The organism is Streptomyces cadmiisoli (assembly GCF_003261055.1).
In the GTDB taxonomy this organism is placed as follows: Bacteria; Actinomycetota; Actinomycetes; order Streptomycetales; family Streptomycetaceae; genus Streptomyces; species Streptomyces cadmiisoli.
In genome coordinates this window covers 3,123,732-3,139,974 of record NZ_CP030073.1, presented here as the reverse complement: position 1 = coordinate 3,139,974, position 16,243 = coordinate 3,123,732, and the positions used below count along the sequence as shown (strand labels likewise).

The 16,243-nt window shown below is 70.8% G+C and carries 13 protein-coding genes; 5 read left to right on the top strand and 8 right to left on the bottom strand.

The window, feature by feature from the left end; genetic code table 11:
- Positions 1-56: 56 nt before the first annotated feature.
- Together DN051_RS13110 and pta are read right to left on the bottom strand one after the other, a co-directional pair.
- On the bottom strand, positions 57-1,328 hold the full coding sequence (locus DN051_RS13110) for an acetate kinase (protein ID WP_053763384.1): 1,272 nt from the start codon (positions 1,326-1,328) through the stop codon (positions 57-59).
- Positions 1,325-3,415, bottom strand: a complete 2,091-nt coding sequence (gene pta, locus DN051_RS13105) for a phosphate acetyltransferase (protein WP_112438745.1) — start codon at positions 3,413-3,415, stop codon at positions 1,325-1,327. Before pta ends, DN051_RS13110 begins: the two co-directional genes overlap by 4 nt.
- 232 nt (positions 3,416-3,647) lie before the next feature.
- On the opposite strand from pta, the gene DN051_RS13100 reads away from it, so the two are divergent.
- Positions 3,648-4,673, top strand: a complete 1,026-nt coding sequence (locus DN051_RS13100; RefSeq protein WP_053763386.1) for an ATP-dependent 6-phosphofructokinase — start codon at positions 3,648-3,650, stop codon at positions 4,671-4,673.
- Positions 4,674-4,719: 46 nt separating this feature from the next.
- Here DN051_RS13100 and DN051_RS13095 read toward each other — a convergent pair whose 3' ends face one another.
- The 6 genes from DN051_RS13095 to DN051_RS13070 form a co-directional block, all read right to left on the bottom strand.
- Positions 4,720-5,427 (bottom strand): helix-turn-helix domain-containing protein, encoded by a 708-nt coding sequence (locus DN051_RS13095; protein WP_199314924.1) that lies wholly within the window; start codon positions 5,425-5,427, stop codon positions 4,720-4,722.
- Positions 5,428-5,551: 124 nt separating this feature from the next.
- Positions 5,552-6,379: a carbohydrate ABC transporter permease gene (locus DN051_RS13090; RefSeq protein WP_112438744.1), complete on the bottom strand. Its 828-nt coding sequence runs from the start codon at positions 6,377-6,379 to the stop codon at positions 5,552-5,554.
- 5 nt (positions 6,380-6,384) lie between these two features.
- A complete protein-coding gene (locus DN051_RS13085; RefSeq protein WP_425471759.1) occupies positions 6,385-7,296 on the bottom strand; it encodes a carbohydrate ABC transporter permease in 912 nt (303 codons plus the stop codon).
- Positions 7,297-7,307: 11 nt separating this feature from the next.
- Positions 7,308-8,675 carry an extracellular solute-binding protein gene (locus DN051_RS13080; protein ID WP_053763389.1) on the bottom strand — a complete coding sequence of 456 codons (1,368 nt, stop codon included), beginning with the start codon at positions 8,673-8,675 and terminating at the stop codon, positions 7,308-7,310.
- 220 nt (positions 8,676-8,895) lie between these two features.
- Positions 8,896-9,588, bottom strand: coding sequence for a response regulator (locus tag DN051_RS13075; protein ID WP_053763390.1), 693 nt, complete (start codon positions 9,586-9,588; stop codon positions 8,896-8,898).
- Positions 9,585-11,216, bottom strand: a complete 1,632-nt coding sequence (locus DN051_RS13070; RefSeq protein WP_053763391.1) for an ATP-binding protein — start codon at positions 11,214-11,216, stop codon at positions 9,585-9,587. Before DN051_RS13070 ends, DN051_RS13075 begins: the two co-directional genes overlap by 4 nt.
- A gap of 174 nt (positions 11,217-11,390) precedes the next feature.
- Between DN051_RS13070 and DN051_RS13065 the strand changes: the two genes are divergently transcribed.
- The 4 genes from DN051_RS13065 to DN051_RS13050 all read left to right on the top strand — a co-directional run bounded on the left by DN051_RS13065 (position 11,391) and on the right by DN051_RS13050 (position 16,199).
- On the top strand, positions 11,391-12,785 hold the full coding sequence (locus DN051_RS13065; RefSeq protein ID WP_053763392.1) for a cation:dicarboxylate symporter family transporter: 1,395 nt from the start codon (positions 11,391-11,393) through the stop codon (positions 12,783-12,785).
- A gap of 231 nt (positions 12,786-13,016) precedes the next feature.
- Positions 13,017-13,442, top strand: a complete 426-nt coding sequence (locus DN051_RS13060; RefSeq protein ID WP_112438743.1) for a MerR family transcriptional regulator — start codon at positions 13,017-13,019, stop codon at positions 13,440-13,442.
- Positions 13,439-13,771 (top strand): thioredoxin family protein, encoded by a 333-nt coding sequence (locus DN051_RS13055; protein WP_281289062.1) that lies wholly within the window; start codon positions 13,439-13,441, stop codon positions 13,769-13,771. The genes DN051_RS13060 and DN051_RS13055 overlap by 4 nt, the downstream gene beginning before the upstream one ends.
- A gap of 160 nt (positions 13,772-13,931) precedes the next feature.
- On the top strand, positions 13,932-16,199 hold the full coding sequence (locus tag DN051_RS13050; protein ID WP_107094133.1) for a HelD family protein: 2,268 nt from the start codon (positions 13,932-13,934) through the stop codon (positions 16,197-16,199).
- The last annotated feature ends 44 nt before the right edge of the window (positions 16,200-16,243 follow it).

The following is a 16,243-nucleotide window of genomic DNA, read 5'->3' as shown; positions in this document are numbered from 1 at the left end:
TTGTTTCGCTGCGGAATATTCCGTCTGGCGGAAAATACAAAAGGGCGGGATGCCGCTCAGGTGAGGTTCTGGGAACCCTTTACAAGCGCGTACGTCTGTGTCGCAATCTCCAGTTCCTCGTCGGTCGGTACCACCGCGACCGCCACCCGTGACCCCTCGGGCGAGATCAGCCGCGGCCGGTCGCCGCGGACGGCGTTCAGTTCGCCGTCCACCGCGAGGCCCAGCTCCTCCAGGCCCGCCACGGCGGCTTCCCGCACCGCCGCCGCGTTCTCGCCGACCCCGGCCGTGAAGGCGATCGCGTCCACCCTGCCGAGCACCGCGTAATAGGCGCCGATGTACTTCTTCAGCCGGTGAATGTATATGTCGAAGGCGAGTTGAGCCTGTTCGTCGCCCTCGTCGATCCGGCGGCGGATCTCCCGCATGTCGTTGTCCCCGCAGAGACCGATCAGTCCGCTCCTCTTGTTGAGAAGAGTGTCGATCTCGTCGGCGGACATTCCGCCAACACGCATCAAATGGAAGATGACGGCCGGGTCCAGATCTCCGGAACGCGTACCCATCACCAGCCCCTCCAAGGGCGTCAGCCCCATGGAGGTGTCGACGCACCGGCCGCCCCGGACCGCCGTGGCGGACGCCCCGTTGCCGAGGTGCAGCACGATGACGTTCACCTCCTCGGGGGCCTTGCCGAGCAGCCGGGCCGTCGCCCGGGACACATGGGCGTGCGACGTGCCGTGGAAGCCGTAGCGCCGGATGCGGTGCTCGTCGGCGGTCTTCACGTCGATCGCGTAGCGGGCGGCCGACTCCGGCATCGTGGTGTGGAAGGCGGTGTCGAAGACGGCGACCTGGGGGAGGTCGGGGCGCAGCGCGCGGGCCGTGCGGATGCCGGTCAGGTTGGCCGGGTTGTGCAGCGGGGCGACCGGGATCAGCCGCTCGATCTCGGCGAGCACCGCGTCGTCGACGACGGTCGGCTCGGTGAAGGACTTGCCCCCGTGCACCACGCGGTGGCCGATCGCGGCCAGCTCGGGGGAGTCCAGCCCCGCGCCGTCCTTGGCCAGCTCCGCCGCGACGGCCTTCAGGGCGGCGTCGTGACCGGGGACCGGGCCGCTCCACTCACGGGACTCGCCCGTGGTCAGGTCCGTGTGCTTCAGCAGGGAGGTCTCCTCCCCGATCCGCTCCACCAGCCCCACCGCGAGCCGGCTGCGGTCGCGCATGTCGAGCAGTTGGTACTTCACCGACGACGAACCGGAGTTCAGGACGAGGACTCGGGTGGCGGAGGCCCGGCCCGGCCCGTCGGACCGGGCGGTGGTGGCGGACGGGCGGGTGGAGCTCACTGGGCGGTCGCCTTCCGGGTCGGGGACTGGGCCTGTATCGCCGTGATGGCGACGGTGTTCACGATGTCCTGGACGAGGGCGCCCCGGGACAGGTCGTTGACCGGCTTGCGCAGCCCCTGGAGCACGGGTCCGACGGCGATGGCGCCGGCCGAGCGCTGCACGGCCTTGTAGGTGTTGTTGCCGGTGTTGAGGTCGGGGAAGATCAGCACGCTCGCCTGTCCGGCGACCTCGGAACCGGGCAGCTTGGTCCGGGCCACCGTCGGCTCTACGGCGGCGTCGTACTGGATCGGGCCCTCGATCTTCAGGTCGGAACGCCGACCGCGGACGAGTTCCGTCGCCTCGCGCACCTTGTCGACGTCGGCGCCCGAGCCGGACGTGCCGGTCGAGTACGACAGCATCGCGATCCGCGGCTCCACACCGAACTGGGCGGCCGTGGACGCCGACTGGATGGCGATGTCGGCGAGCTGCTCGGCGTTCGGGTCGGGGTTCACCGCGCAGTCGCCGTAGACGAGCACCTGGTCGGCGAGGCACATGAAGAAGACCGAGCTGACGATCTTGGCGTCGGCGTCGGTCTTGATGATCTCGAAGGCGGGACGGATGGTGGCGGCCGTGGAGTGCACGGAGCCGGAGACCATGCCGTCGGCGAGGCCCTCCTGCACCATGAGCGTGCCGAAGTAGTTCACGTCGGAGACGACGTCGTACGCCAGCTCGACGCTGACGCCCTTGTGGGCGCGCAGCTCGGCGTACTTCTCGGCGAAGGAGTCCCGCAGCTCGCTGGTGGCCGGGTCGATCAGCCGGCAGTCGCCGAGGTCGATCCCGAGGTCGGCGGCCTTCTTGCGGATCGTGTCGACGGGGCCGAGCAGGGTGAGATCGCACACCCCGCGGCGCAGCAGCACCTCGGCGGCGTGCAGCACCCGCTCCTCGGTGCCCTCCGGCAGCACGACCCGCCGCTTGTCGGAGCGGGCCTGCTCGAGGAGCTGGTGCTCGAACATCATCGGGGTGACGCGGTCGCTGCTGGGGGCGCTCACCCGCTTGAGCAGTTCGCCCGTGTCGACGTGCCGCTCGAACAGTCCGAGCGCGGTCTCCGCCTTGCGCGGGGTGGCCGCGTTGAGCTTGCCCTCCAGGGAGAACAGCTGCTCCGCGGTGGGGAAGCTGTTGCCGGACACCGACAGCACCGGGGTGCCGGGGGCGAGCCGGGCGGCCAGCGTGAGGATGTCGTCGCCCGGCACCTCGTTCAGGGTGAGCACCACGCCGGCGATCGGCGGGGTGCCGGCGCTGTGCGCGGCGAGCGAGCCGACGACCAGGTCGGCCCGGTCGCCGGGGGTGACGACCAGGCAGCCCGGGGTCAGGGCGCCCAGGAAGTTCGGCAGCATGGCACCGCCGAAGACGAAGCCGAGCGCGTCGCGCGCGAGCCCCGAGTCGTCGCCGAGCAGCACCTTCGCGCCGAGCGCGTGCCCGATCTGGGCGACCGTCGGGGCCGACAGGGCCGGCTCGTCGGGCAGGACGTAGCAGGGCACGGGCAGCCGGTTCGCGAGCCGCTCGGCGATCTCGTCGCGGTCGTCGCGGGCGACCCGGTTGGTGACCATGGCGAGCACGTCGCAGCCGAGGCCCGCGTAGGCGCGGTAGGCGTTGTGGGTCTCGGCCCGCACGGACTCCGCGGTCTGCTTGCGGCCGCCGACGACGGGGATGACCGAGGCGCCGAACTCGTTGGCGAGCCGGGCGTTGAGCGACAGCTCGTCCGGGAACTGCGTGTCGGCGAAGTCGGTGCCGAGCACGAGGACGACGTCGTAGTCCCGCGCGACCCGGTGGAACCGGTCGACGAGCGTGGACACCAGCTCGTCCGTCCCCCGTTCGGCCTGGAGCGCGGAGCCCTCGTGGTAGTCCATGCCGTAGACCGTCGCCGGGGCCTGGGAGAGCCGGTAGCGGGCGCGCAGCAGCTCGAAGAGACGGTCGGGCCCGTCGTGGACGAGGGGGCGGAAGACGCCGACGCGGTCGACCTGCCGGGTCAGGAGCTCCATCACTCCCAGTTCGACGACCTGGCGGCCGTCGCCTCGGTCGATGCCGGTCACGTACACGCTGCGCGTCACGCGTGCTCTCCGTTTCGTCTGTCAGGGGGCCTCGGGATCACAAAATTCGCCCACCAGGGTGAGCGGAACCCTCTTGACAATACCCTCGCAGCTGGATAAGGCGCCTGTCAGTACCACAGGGGGGCGGGTGGACGCATCCGGGTGGGACACCGGCGCGCGGCACCCGCTTGGGGGACGTGAAACAATCGTTCGTGGCTCACCGGTAACAACAGCGACCAGGAGACACAGCACGATGCGCATCGGAGTCCTCACCGCGGGCGGCGACTGCCCCGGCCTGAACGCCGTGATCCGGTCGGTCGTCCACCGGGCGGTCGCGCAGTACGGTGACGAGGTCATCGGCTTCGAGGACGGGTACTCCGGCCTGCTGGACGGCCGCTACCGCACCCTGGACCTGAACGCGGTGAGCGGCATCCTGGCCCGCGGCGGCACCATCCTCGGCTCCTCCCGGCTGGAGCGCGACCGGTTGCGCGAGGCCTGCGAGAACGCCTCGGACATGATCCGCGACTTCGGGATCGACGCCCTGATCCCGATCGGCGGCGAAGGCACCCTCACCGCCGCCCGCATGCTGTCCGACGCGGGTCTGCCGGTGGTCGGCGTCCCGAAGACCATCGACAACGACATCTCCTCCACGGACCGCACCTTCGGCTTCGACACCGCGGTCGGTGTCGCCACCGAGGCGATGGACCGGCTGAAGACCACCGCCGAGTCGCACCAGCGCGTGATGGTCGTCGAGGTCATGGGCCGGCACGCGGGCTGGATCGCCCTGGAGTCCGGCATGGCCGCCGGCGCCCACGGCATCTGCCTGCCCGAGCGGCCCTTCGACCCGGCCGACGTGGCGAAGATGATCGAGGAGCGGTTCGCGCGCGGCAAGAAGTTCGCGGTCGTCTGCGTGGCCGAGGGCGCCCACCCCGCCGAGGGCACGATGGACTACGGCAAGGGCGAGATCGACCTGTACGGCCATGAGCGCTTCCAGGGCATCGGCACGGCCCTCGCGTACGAGCTGGAGCGGCGGCTCGGCAAGGAGGCCAAGCCGGTCATCCTCGGCCATGTCCAGCGCGGCGGCACGCCGACGGCGTACGACCGGGTGCTCGCCACCCGCTTCGGCTGGCACGCCGTGGAGGCCGCGCACCAGGGCGAGTTCGGCCGGATGACCGCGCTGCGCGGCACCGACATCGTGATGGTGCCGCTCGCGGAGGCCGTGACCGAGCTGAAGACGGTGCCCAAGGACCGCATGGACGAGGCCGAGTCGGTCTTCTAGCCCGCCGCGCCCGGGACCCACCGGGCGCCCCTGCGGTGGCGCCGGTTCATTCGCTGTGCCGCCGCACCGTCGTCCAGAAGTGGTCGACGATCCGGTCGAGGAAGTCCCGGCCGGGGTCGCCGGCGTCCGCGGTGCCGCCGCCCCAGCTCAGGGTGGCGACCATCTGCCCCTGGTAGTCCCGGTGCAGTTCCGCCAGGGTCGCCTCCAGCAGGCCGCGGTCCAGCGGCACCGTCCTGGTGACCGGGCGGACGTAGCCCTGCCAGCGGGTGGTCACGGCGCTGCGCAGCAGGTCGGCGAGCCTGGCCTCGCGGCCCGTGACGGCGATGAAGTCGGCGAGGTCCAGGTCCAGGAGGCCGGCGAGCGCGATGGACTGCCGGTCCGTGCCGCGCCACGCGTCGTTCTCCTCCATCCGCTGGTACGCGAGGAGTTCGAGTCCGACGCCGCGGGCGACGTCCTCCGGGGCGAGCCCGCGCGAGATGCGGTGCTCGCGCAAGGTCCGCGGACGGCCGATGAGTTCACCGGGCGAGCACCACAGCACGCCGGCCAGCGCGGTGAGTTCCTGGCTGCTCGGGCCCGCGATGCCGCGTTCCCAGGCGACGACGAGATCCGGGGTGATGTACGGCAGCCCGAACGAGGCGCGCATACCGTACGCGACCTCCTCGGGCCCCATGCCGAGCGCGGCACGGAGCCGGCGGGCGGCGAGTGCGTTGAAAGGCGGGCTGGGCTGGTTCGGTCGGGCTGAGGGTCGGCGCACGGGCCACAACGTAGGGGTACGGGAGGATCCTGACCACGGTCTGTTCGGCCACAATCACGGATCGTAGGAATCTACGGTTCCCGGCCGTCCGTCCGGGGCGGCCGGGAACGGGCGGCCGTCGGCCTCACCCCTTGACCGCCCCGCCCAGCGCGAAGCCGCCGCCGAGCCGGCGGGCGATCAGGACGTACAGCAGGATCACCGGCGTCGAGTAGATGATGGAGAACGCGGCCAGCTGGCCGTACGCCACCATGCCCCGATTGCCGAAGAACTCGTTGATGCTCACGGCCGCCGGCATCTGGTCCGGGGTGAGCAGCAGCATGAACGGGACGAAGAAGTTCCCCCACATCATCACGAACGAGAAGACGGTCACCACGCCCACTCCCGGGCCCATCAGGGGAAGCACGATACGGGCGAGCGACTGGAGCGAGGACGCCCCGTCCGTCCAGGCCGCCTCCTCCAGTTCCCTCGGCACACCGTCCATGAAGTTCTTCATCAGCCAGATGGCGAAGGGGAGTTGGGACGCGGCGAAGAACAGGATCGTGCCCTGCATCGTGTCGATCAGGTCGATCTGCACGAACAGCGCGTACACCGGGACCATGATCGCCGTGATCGGCAGGCTGGTCGCGAACAGGATGGTCAGCAGGAACGGGCGGTTCAGACGTGAGCGGAACCGGGACAGCGGGTAGGCCGCGAGCGCCGCGCACACCACGGTCAGGGCGGTGGCGCCGCCGCACAGGATCAGGCTGTTGAGCAGCGGGGTGAAGGTGATGTCCTGGGTGAGGACGGCGTCGAAGTTGTCGAAGGTCAGTCCGTTGGGGGCCTTCACCCTCAGGTCGGCGTGCGGGTCCACGGCGGACAGCAGCACCCAGGCCAGGGGCAGGACGAACGCGGCGGCGACGGCGAGGAGAGAGGCGTCGGCGGCGCGGCGGCGGACGGTACGGGTGCGGGACATCGTGCTCAGATCTCCGTCCGCAGCAGGCGCATGTAGACGACCGAGAAGAGGGAACCGACCAGGAGGAGCAGCAGCGCCACCGCGGTGCCGTAGCCGATCATGCTGTTCTGGAAGGCCTGTTCGTACATGAACAGCGGCAGGGTCTGGCTGCGGTCGCCTGGCCCGCCCCTGGTCATCACCCAGATCAGCCCGAACACCGACAGGGTCTGCAGGGTGTTGAGCATCAGGTTCGTGCCGATGGAGCGGCGGATCATCGGCAGGGTGATGTGCCACATACGGCGCCAGCCGCCGGCGCCGTCGACCTCGGCGGCCTCGGTGATCTCCTTGGGAATCTCGTTCAGGGCGGCCGAGTAGACCAGCATCGAGAACGCGGTGCCCCGCCAGACGTTGGCGAACGACACGGCCAGGATCGGCAGCGTGAACAGCCAGTTCTGGGACGGCAGATGCAGCCATTCCAGGATGGCGTTCAGGGTGCCCTCGCGCCGGAAGAAGGCGTAGAGCAGGAAGCCGGCGACCACCTCCGGCAGCACCCAGGCGGTGATCACGATGCCGCCGGTGAGTGTGCGGACCGGCTTCGAGGCGCGCTGCATCAGCGCGGCCAGCGCCAGACCGAGGGTGTTCTGGCCGATCAGCGACGACACGACGGTGAAGACCAGGGTCAGCCAGACGGCGTTGAGGAAGGCCTCGTCCGTGAACGCCGTACGGAAGTTCTCGAGACCGACGAAGGAGGACTCGGCCTGGCCGGTCAGCTGGAGGTCGGTGAAGGCGATCCAGGCGCAGTAGGCGATCGGGCCGGCCAGGAACAGCAGCAGGAGGACGACGGCCGGGGACAGGGGCAGCAGGCGCAGCAGCGGGCGGGTGCGAGGGCGGCGGGGCGCCACGGCGACGCCGGAGGGCGTCACCGTGGGCCGTTCCACCGTGGGACTCTTCACTTCTCGATCACTTGGTTGTCGGTGACGTCCTTGAGGGTCTCGTCGTAACCGCGTGCGGCGTCGTCGACCGAGACGTCACCTGTCGTGACGCCCTCCATCGCCTCCTGGATGGCGACCGAGACCTTCGGGTACGCGGGGTAGGCCGGCCGGTAGTGGGTGCTGGCGACGAGGTCGGTGAAGAACTCGATGCCGGGCTGGGCCTTGACGTACTCGGGGTCGGCGGCGACGTCCTCGCGCACGGCGATGCCGGAGTTGGCGATGTACCACTTCTGGGCGTTGGCCTTCGTCTGCATCGTCTTGATGAACTCGAAGGCGAGGTCCGGATTGGCGGCCTTGGCCGGGACGGCCCACGTCCAGCCGCCGGACATGCTCACCTTGCCGGGGGCCTGGCCGTTCTGGGTGGGCATCGCGGCGAGCCCCAGCTTCTGCGACCACTCGGGCCATTCGTGCCCGCTGCCCGGCAGCCAGTCCTGCGGGAGCCACGAGCCGTCGAGGTTGATGCCGAGCTTGCCCTCCGGAAGCAGCTCACCGCGCACCCGGGTACCGAAGTTGGGGTCGAGGGCGTCGGCGACGTCCGGGCCGAGCTTCTCCTTGTAGACGGTCTCGACGAACGCGAGGGCGTCCTTGAAGCCCTGGCTCCCCGCGATCCACTTCTTGCTGCCCTTGTCGTACAGCGGGTCGCTGCCGCCGGCATCGGTGCCGTACAGCAGCATCTCGAAGCCCTGCATGGTGGCGGCCTCGCCGGCCGGTTTGCCGGTGTAGACGTTCAGCGGTGTGACGCCGGGGACCTTCTCCTTGATGGTCCGGGCCGCGTCGAGCACCTCGTCCCAGGTCTTCGGCTGCCAGTCGGCCGGGAGCCCGGCCTTCTCGAAGACGCCCTTGTCGAACCAGAGGCCGCGGGTGTCGGTGCCGTCGGGGACGCCGTACGTCTTGCCGTCCTCGCCCTTGGCCGCCGCCTTCGCCGTGTCGATGAACTGGGACCAGTCCTTCCACTTGGCGAGGTAGGGGTCGAGCGGCTTGAGGTAGCCGCTGGTGATGTCGGAGTTGATGAGGAAGGTGTCCTCGTAGACCAGGTCCGGTGCGGTCTTCGGCGAGCGGAGCATCTGCTGGAGCTTGGTGTAGTACTCCGAGTCCGGCGCCTTGATCGGGACGAGCTCGACCTTCTTGCCCGGATTGGCCTTCTCGAACTGCTTCTTGATGTCCGCGAGGAAGTTGTCCATCACCTTCACGGAGTTGTCCGTCGACTGCTTGAAGGAGACCTTCAGTGTGTCGGGGTCACTGCCGGAGCCCGATCCGCATGCGGTGAGGGCGGGGGCGGTGAGCACCGCGGCGACCAGGGGTATGAGTACGGCGGTGGGGCGCACGGGCGCGACCTCCTATGGCCTACGTCGTTGTGGCCTGGGCTTGTCTGCCGGTGAACGTAAGAGGAGTGGTCTAGTCAGGTCAATGCGTGTGCGTCGGATTTGATGTTCGTCGTGGTTCGCCGCCACGGCCTCATGAAGGCTGCCCGCTTTCAGCCGGGATCACCATCAGCGCCCCTTTTCGGCCAGGGTGGCGCGGGCGCGTCCGTCGGGTGCCCGGCGCCTACTTCGCGCCGCCTCGCACCCACCGGTAGACCAACTCGGGCCGCCCCACCTGTCCGTACAACGGACGGCGCATCGCCCGCCCGGCCTCCACCAGATGTTCCAGGTAGCGGCGTGCCGTGATCCTGGAGATCCCGACCGCCTCGCCCACCCCGGCCGCCGTGAGACCTCCCTGCGCGTCCCGCAGCGCGCCCGTCACCCGCTCCAGCGTCGGCGCGCTCAGGCCCTTGGGCAGCGCGGCCGGACCGGGCGCCCGGAGCGCGGCCAGCGCGCGGTCGACCTCGTCCTGCCCGCTGGCCTCGCCGGCGGCGCCCCGGAACTCCGCGTACCGCACGAGCCGGTCCCGCAGCGTCGCGAAGGTGAACGGTTTCAGGACGTACTGCACGACTCCCAGCGACACCCCTTCGCGGACCACCGCCAGATCCCGTGCCGACGTCACCGCTATCACGTCCGCGTGGTACCCGGCCGCCCGCAACGACCTGGCCAGGTGCAGTCCGTGCACATCCGGCAGGTGCAGGTCGAGCAGCAGCAGGTCCACCGGCGTTCGCTCCAGCGCGCGCCGGGCCTCGGCCCCCGTTCGCGCCTTGCCGACCGCGACGAATCCCGGCACCCGGCCCACGTACATCATGTGCGCGTCGGCGGCGACCGGATCGTCCTCGACGACCAGGACGCGGATCGGTTCCTGCTGCGTCATGTCCGGCCTCCCGACGTCGTACCGCCGGCGGCCGTCCGCTCCCGCAGCGGCAACCGCACCTCGAACTCCGCACCGCCCCCGTCGGCCTCCGCGACCGACAGCGTCCCGCCGTGCCGGTGCACCGCCTGCCGTACGAGGGCCAGTCCCAGGCCGCGGCCGCCCGGTCCGGCCGGCTTGGTGGAGAACCCGCGCTGGAACACGGCCTCCGTGTGCGCCGGGTCCACTCCCGCGCCGGTGTCCGACACCCGCAGCACCAGCTCACCGTCCTCCGCGACCGCGGACACGGTAACCCGGGCCCGGACACTGCCCTGCGCCGCGTCCACCGCGTTGTCGATCAGGTTGCCGAGGATCGTCACCAGGTCCCGGGCCGGCAGGCTGCCCGGCAGCAGTCCGTCGTCGAGCCGGCTGTCCGCCGACACGACCAGCTCCACACCGCGCTCGTGGGCCTGAGCGGTCTTGCCCAGCAGCAGCGCGGCCAGCACCGGTTCGCCCACCGCCGCGACCACCTGGTCCGTCAGCGCCTGCGCCAGCTCCAGTTCGGCGGTCGCGAAGTCCACGGCCTCCTCCGACCGGCCCAGTTCGATCAGCGACACCACGGTGTGCAGCCGGTTCGCCGCCTCGTGCGCCTGCGAGCGCAGCGCCTGGGTGAAGCCGCGCTCCGAGTCCAGCTCGCCCATCACCGACTGGAGTTCGGTCACGTCCCGCAGCGTCACCACCGTCCCGCGCCGCTCCCCGCCGGACACCGGCGAGGTGTTGACCACCAGCACCCGGTCGGCCGTCAGATGGACCTCGTCCACCCGCGGCTCGGACGCCAGCAGCGCCCCGGTCAGCGGCGCCGGCAGCCCGATCTCGGCGACCGAGCGGCCCACGACGTCCCCGCTCACCCCGAGCAGTTCCCGCCCGCCGTCGTTGATCAGCGCCACCCGGTACTGCCCGTCCAGCATCAACAGGCCCTCGCGCACCGCGTGCAGCGCGGCCTGGTGATAGTCGTGCATCCGGCTCAGCTCGGCCGCGTTCATGCCGTGGGTGTGGCGGCGCAGCCGGGCGTTGATGACGTAGGTGCCGATCGCGCCGAGGGCCAGGGCGACACCGGCGACGCCGATCAGGGCCGTCAGCTGCTCCTGGACGCGTTCGCTGATCGCGTCGACCCGGATGCCGGCGCTGACCAGGCCCACGATCTCGCCGTCGTCCAGGACGGGGGTGACGGCGCGGACGGAAGGGCCGAGGGTGCCGGTGTACGTCTCGGTGAAGGACTTGCCGCGCAGGGCGGGCGCGATGTGACCGAGGAAACGCTGCCCGATCTGCTCGTCGTCCGGGTGGGTCCAGCGGATGCCCTTCGGATTCATGATCGTGACGAAGTCGACCTCCGTGTCCTCGGTCACGCGCAGGGCGTACGGCTGGAGGGCCGCGGAGGGGTCGGAGGTGCGGATCGCCTCGCGCACCGAGGGGGCGTCGGCGACTGAGCGCGCGACGGCCATGGCCTGCCGGCCGGCGGCCTCCTGGGCCTGGCTGCGGTCGCTGAAGTAGCTGAACACCGCGTACCCCGCGACCAGCACAGCGATGAGCACGGCCTGCATCGCGAAGAGCTGGCCGGCCAGGCTGCGGGGTCTCGGGAGGGGGTAGCGCATGTCGTCAGTGTGCCTCGCACGTTAAGCGCGAACTAAATGAACGGAAGGGTGACCGCCCTCACAGGCCGGGAGATAGTCACCGCAGCCCGGGAGCGCGACTTCCGGGAATTTCCAGATCCCCCGGACGTGAGCCGCACGCCGGTGATGCCGATGACGTCGTCAAGGAGGGCAGTCGTGACCAGTACAGCCGATACGGCACCTGCCAAGCCCGCCAAGCGGGACCGCACCCATTACCTCTACATCGCGGTGATCGTCGCGGTCGCGCTCGGCATCGCCGTGGGCCTGGCCGCGCCCGGCTTCGCCGTCGAGCTGAAGCCCATCGGCACCGGATTCGTGAACCTGATCAAGATGATGATCTCGCCGATCATCTTCTGCACGATCGTGCTCGGGATCGGTTCGGTGCGCAAGGCCGCGAAGGTGGGTGCGGTCGGCGGTATCGCCCTGATCTACTTCTCGGTGATGTCGCTGGTGGCGCTCGCCATCGGTCTGGTCGTCGGCAACATCCTGGACCCGGGCACGGGCCTGGCCATCACCGACACGATCAAGGAGACCGGCCACGCGCAGGTCGACGCCGAGGCCAAGGACACCACCGAGTTCCTGCTGGGCATCATCCCGACCACGATCGTCTCCGCGTTCACCGGCGGCGAGGTCCTCCAGACCCTGCTGATCGCCCTGCTCGCAGGCTTCGCCCTCCAGGCCATGGGCTCGACCGGACAGCCGATCCTGCACGCCGTCGAGCACATCCAGCGCCTGGTCTTCCGCATCCTCGCGATGATCATGTGGGCCGCGCCGATCGGTGCCTTCGGCGCCATCGCCGCCGTCACCGGCTCCGCCGGCGTGGACGCGCTCAAGAGCCTCGCCGTGCTGATGCTGGGCTTCTACGTCACCTGCTTCCTGTTCGTCTTCATCGTGCTCGCCGCGCTGCTGAAGTTCGTCTCCGGTCTGAACATCCTGACCTTCTTCAAGTACCTGGGCCGCGAGTTCCTGCTGATCCTGTCGACCTCCTCCTCGGAGTCCGCGCTGCCGCGGCTCATCGCGAAGATGGAGCACATGGGCGTGAGCAAGCCGGTGGTGGGCATCACCGTCCCGACCGGCTACTCCTTCAACCTCGACGGCACCATGATCTACATGACCATGGCGTCCCTGTTCATCGCCGACGCCATGGGCACCCCGATGTCCATCGGCGAGCAGATCCCGCTGCTGCTCTTCCTGCTGATCGCCTCCAAGGGCGCCGCCGGTGTCACCGGGGCCGGACTGGCCACGCTGGCCGGCGGCCTCCAGTCGCACAAGCCGGCCCTGGTGGACGGCATCGGCCTGATCGTCGGCATCGACCGCTTCATGAGTGAGGCCCGCGCCCTGACGAACTTCGCGGGCAACGCGGTCGCCACGGTCCTGATCGGCACCTGGACCAAGGAGCTCGACAAGGAGCGTGTGGACGAGGTGCTGGCGGGCCGGCTGCCGTTCGACGAGCGGACGCTGCTCGACGACGGTCACGGCCCGGCGCCGGCCGCCTCCGAGGTGCCCGCGCCGCGCACGGCCGACGACGACAAGGAACTGGCCAAGGCGTAGCCGCCGTACGGCGGGGCACGCCCCGTCCGTGGACCGCCGGGCGGTCAGGTCATCCCCCGTGACCTGGCCGTCCGGCTCCGTTCGTCCCCCCGCGGCCGGTCGCACGGCGGCCGTGAGCCACGTGACGGCCGGCCGGGCGCACCGCCGCCGGGCCACCGGACCGCCGCCGTGGCGCCCGCCCCCGCCGCCGCCCTTGCCCTGACGCCGGCGTCAGGGCTTACGTTCGAGGGCATGCGAATCGGCGAGCTGGCCGAACGGGCCGGGACCACCACGCGCACGCTTCGGTACTACGAGTCACGCGGTCTGCTGCCCGCCCGGCGGGACGGCAACGGCCACCGGACGTACGACGAGCGGGACCTGAGGCTGCTGCGGCAGATCCGGACCTTGCAGGACTTCGGGTTCGGCCTGGAGGAGACCCGCCCCTTCGTGGAGTGCCTGCGCGCCGGGCACCCCGCGGGCGACTCGTGTCCCGCGTCGCTGGCGGTCTACCGGCGCAAGCTGGACGAGCTGGACGCGCTGATCGGCGAGCTGGGCGAGGTCCGGCGGACGGTCGCCCGGCAGCTCACGCGCGCCGAGCGGGCGCGGGACCGGCTGGCCGCCGACGCGCTGGTCCCGGGCGGTCCGGAACCGGAGTGCGAACTGGGAGGGCAGCGGTGAGCGGAGCGACGGGTGTGCCCGAGGTGACCGACGAGGACTTCGTCGAGGAAGTGCTCGGGGCGCGGCTCCCCGTGCTGGTGGAGTTCACCGCCGACTGGTGCCCGCCGTGCCGGCAGATGGGCCCGGTGCTGAGCGCGCTCGCCGCGGAGGAGGGCGAGCGGCTGAAGGTGGTGCAGCTGAACGTGGACGACAACCCGCTGACGACGAACGCGTACAAGGTGCTGTCCATGCCGACCTTCATGGTGTTCCGCGACGGCGAGCCGGTGAGGTCGATGGTGGGGGCCCGGCCCAAGCGGCGGCTCCTGGCGGAACTGTCCGAGGTGCTCTGACCGGCGAGGAGTGACCCGAGCGGACGCAAAGAAATCCCCCGAGCAATTGCGCTCGGGGGATTTCTCTGCGTATATTCAATGATTCGCGACTTCACAGAAATGTGGGCGCGAGGACGCTTAATGAGCAGAGTATATCCGGGCGGGAGCGGAATTGTCAAACATGGATTCGTCAAACATCGGGATTCCGGACGATGAAATGCGCCGCGAGCAGGAATTCATCGACGACCTGTACGCGCGCGTGGATGTGCTGCGCGGCGACGTCGAGACCTCCGTCACGGACGCGCTCGGACAGGGCAACACACCGATGCAGGCCCGTCTGGAGCGGGACATCCTCGTCGCCGAGCGGTCCGGGCTGCTCGCCGCGCTGAACGCGGTCGACGGCTCGCTCTGCTTCGGCCGGATCGACCTCGCCTCCGGCGCCGGCCACCACATCGGCCGGATCGGCCTGCGCGCCGCCGACGCCGAGCGCACGCCGATCCTGATCGACTGGCGGGCCGACGTCGCCCGGCCCTTCTACCTGGCCACCGGCCACACCCCGATGGGCCTGCGACGGCGCCGGCACATCACGACGGACGGCCGCCGGGTCACCGCCCTGCACGACGAGATCCTCGACCTCGGCGACGCCACCCGCACCGGCCACGAGGACCCCACCGGCGACGCCGTGCTGCTCGCCGCGCTGAACTCCGCGCGCACCGGGCGCATGACCGACATCGTGCAGACCATCCAGGCCGAGCAGGACGAGATCATCCGCGCCCCGTACCGCGGAGTGCGCGTCGTCGAGGGCGGCCCCGGCACCGGCAAGACGGCAGTCGCCCTGCACCGGGCCGCGTACCTCCTCTACGAGCACCGGGAACTGCTCGCCAGACGGGCCGTGCTCATCGTCGGCCCCAACCCGGCCTTCCTCGGCTACATCGGCGAGGTGCTGCCCTCCCTCGGTGAGACCGGGGTGCTGCTGGCGACGGTCGGGGAACTGTTCCCCGGCGTCCGGGCGACGGCGACCGACACCGCCGAGGCCGCCGCGGTCAAGGGCGGCGCCGCGATGGCCGACGTGCTCACCGCGGTCGTACGCGACCGGCAGGCACTGCCCGACCCGGTGGTCACGATCGAGCACGACCGCGAGGTGCTGATGCTCGACGACGGCCTGGTGAGCGTCGCCCGCGAGCGGACCCGTGCCGCCGCGCTGCCGCACAACGCCGCCCGCGAGCACTTCGAGGGGCACATCCTCAACACGCTGACGGACATGGTGGCCGAACGCATCGGCACCGACCCCTACGACGGCTCCAACCTCCTGGACGCCGTGGACGTCACCCAGATCCGCGACGAACTCGCCGACAACCCCGAGGTCTGGTCGGCCATCGACCGGCTGTGGCCGCTCCTGACCCCGCAGCAGCTCGTCGCGGACTTCCTCGCCGCGCCCGAGGCATATCTGAGCGCGCAGGACGCCGCCGCCGTACGCCGCCCGGTGACCCGGGCCTGGACCGTGGCGGACGTCCCCCTGCTCGACGAGGCGGCCGAACTCCTCGGTGAGGACGACCGGGTGCGGCGGGCCCGCGCGGAGCGCGAGCGGGAGACCCAGGTGGCCTACGCCCAGGGCGTGCTGGACGTCTCCTTCGCCTCCCGTACCTACGAGTTCGAGGACAAGGAGGACAGCGACCCCGACGGTTCGGAGGTCCTGTCCGCGCACGACATCATCGACGCGGAGCGGTTCGCCGAGCGTCACGAGGAGGAGGACCACCGCAGCGCCGCCGAACGCGCGGCGGCCGACCGCACCTGGGCCTTCGGGCACATCATCGTCGACGAGGCGCAGGAACTGTCGCCGATGGCCTGGCGGCTGCTGATGCGGCGCAGCCCGACCCGCTCGATGACCCTGGTGGGCGACCCGGCCCAGACCGCGGAGGCGGCCGGCGTCGGCTCGTGGTCGGAGATCCTCCAGCCGTACGTCGAGGACCGCTGGCACCACACGCGCCTCGGCGTCAACTACCGCACCCCCGCGGAGATCATGGACCTCGCGGCGGCCGTCGTGCGCGCCCAGGTGCCGGACTTCGAACCGCCCAGCTCCGTCCGGTCCACCGGCGTCCACCCGTGGGTGCGCGCCACCGGCGACCTGCCCGGCGCGGTCGCCGAGGCGGTCGAGGAGCTGACCCCGGCCGAGGGCCGGCTCGCGGTGATCGCCCCGCGCGATCTGCACCGCCGCCTCGCCGCCCGGCTGGACGGTGTGACGGCCGGCGCCGAGCCCGACCTGACCCGCTCGGTCGTCCTGCTCGACCCGCGCCAGGCCAAGGGCCTGGAGTTCGACTCGGTGCTGGTCGTCGAACCCGGGCGGTACGGCACCAGCGACCTGTACGTCGCACTGACCCGGGCCACCCAGCGGCTCGGCGTCCTGCACACGGGCGAACTGCCGAAGGGCCTCGCCGAAACCGTCGGATAGGAGCCGGCTCACCGGCAGCGGACGTCCTCGGGACGTCGCGCTGC

Coding starts and splice junctions, on each gene's coding strand:
- DN051_RS13060 (WP_112438743.1), top strand. CDS start 13,017: ATGCGAATCGGCGAGCTGGCCGAACGGGCCGGGACCACCACGCGCACG.
- DN051_RS13050 (WP_107094133.1), top strand. CDS start 13,932: ATGGATTCGTCAAACATCGGGATTCCGGACGATGAAATGCGCCGCGAG.
- DN051_RS13075 (WP_053763390.1), bottom strand. CDS start 9,588: ATGACGCAGCAGGAACCGATCCGCGTCCTGGTCGTCGAGGACGATCCG.
- DN051_RS13100 (WP_053763386.1), top strand. CDS start 3,648: ATGCGCATCGGAGTCCTCACCGCGGGCGGCGACTGCCCCGGCCTGAAC.
- DN051_RS13090 (WP_112438744.1), bottom strand. CDS start 6,379: ATGTCCCGCACCCGTACCGTCCGCCGCCGCGCCGCCGACGCCTCTCTC.
- DN051_RS13070 (WP_053763391.1), bottom strand. CDS start 11,216: ATGCGCTACCCCCTCCCGAGACCCCGCAGCCTGGCCGGCCAGCTCTTC.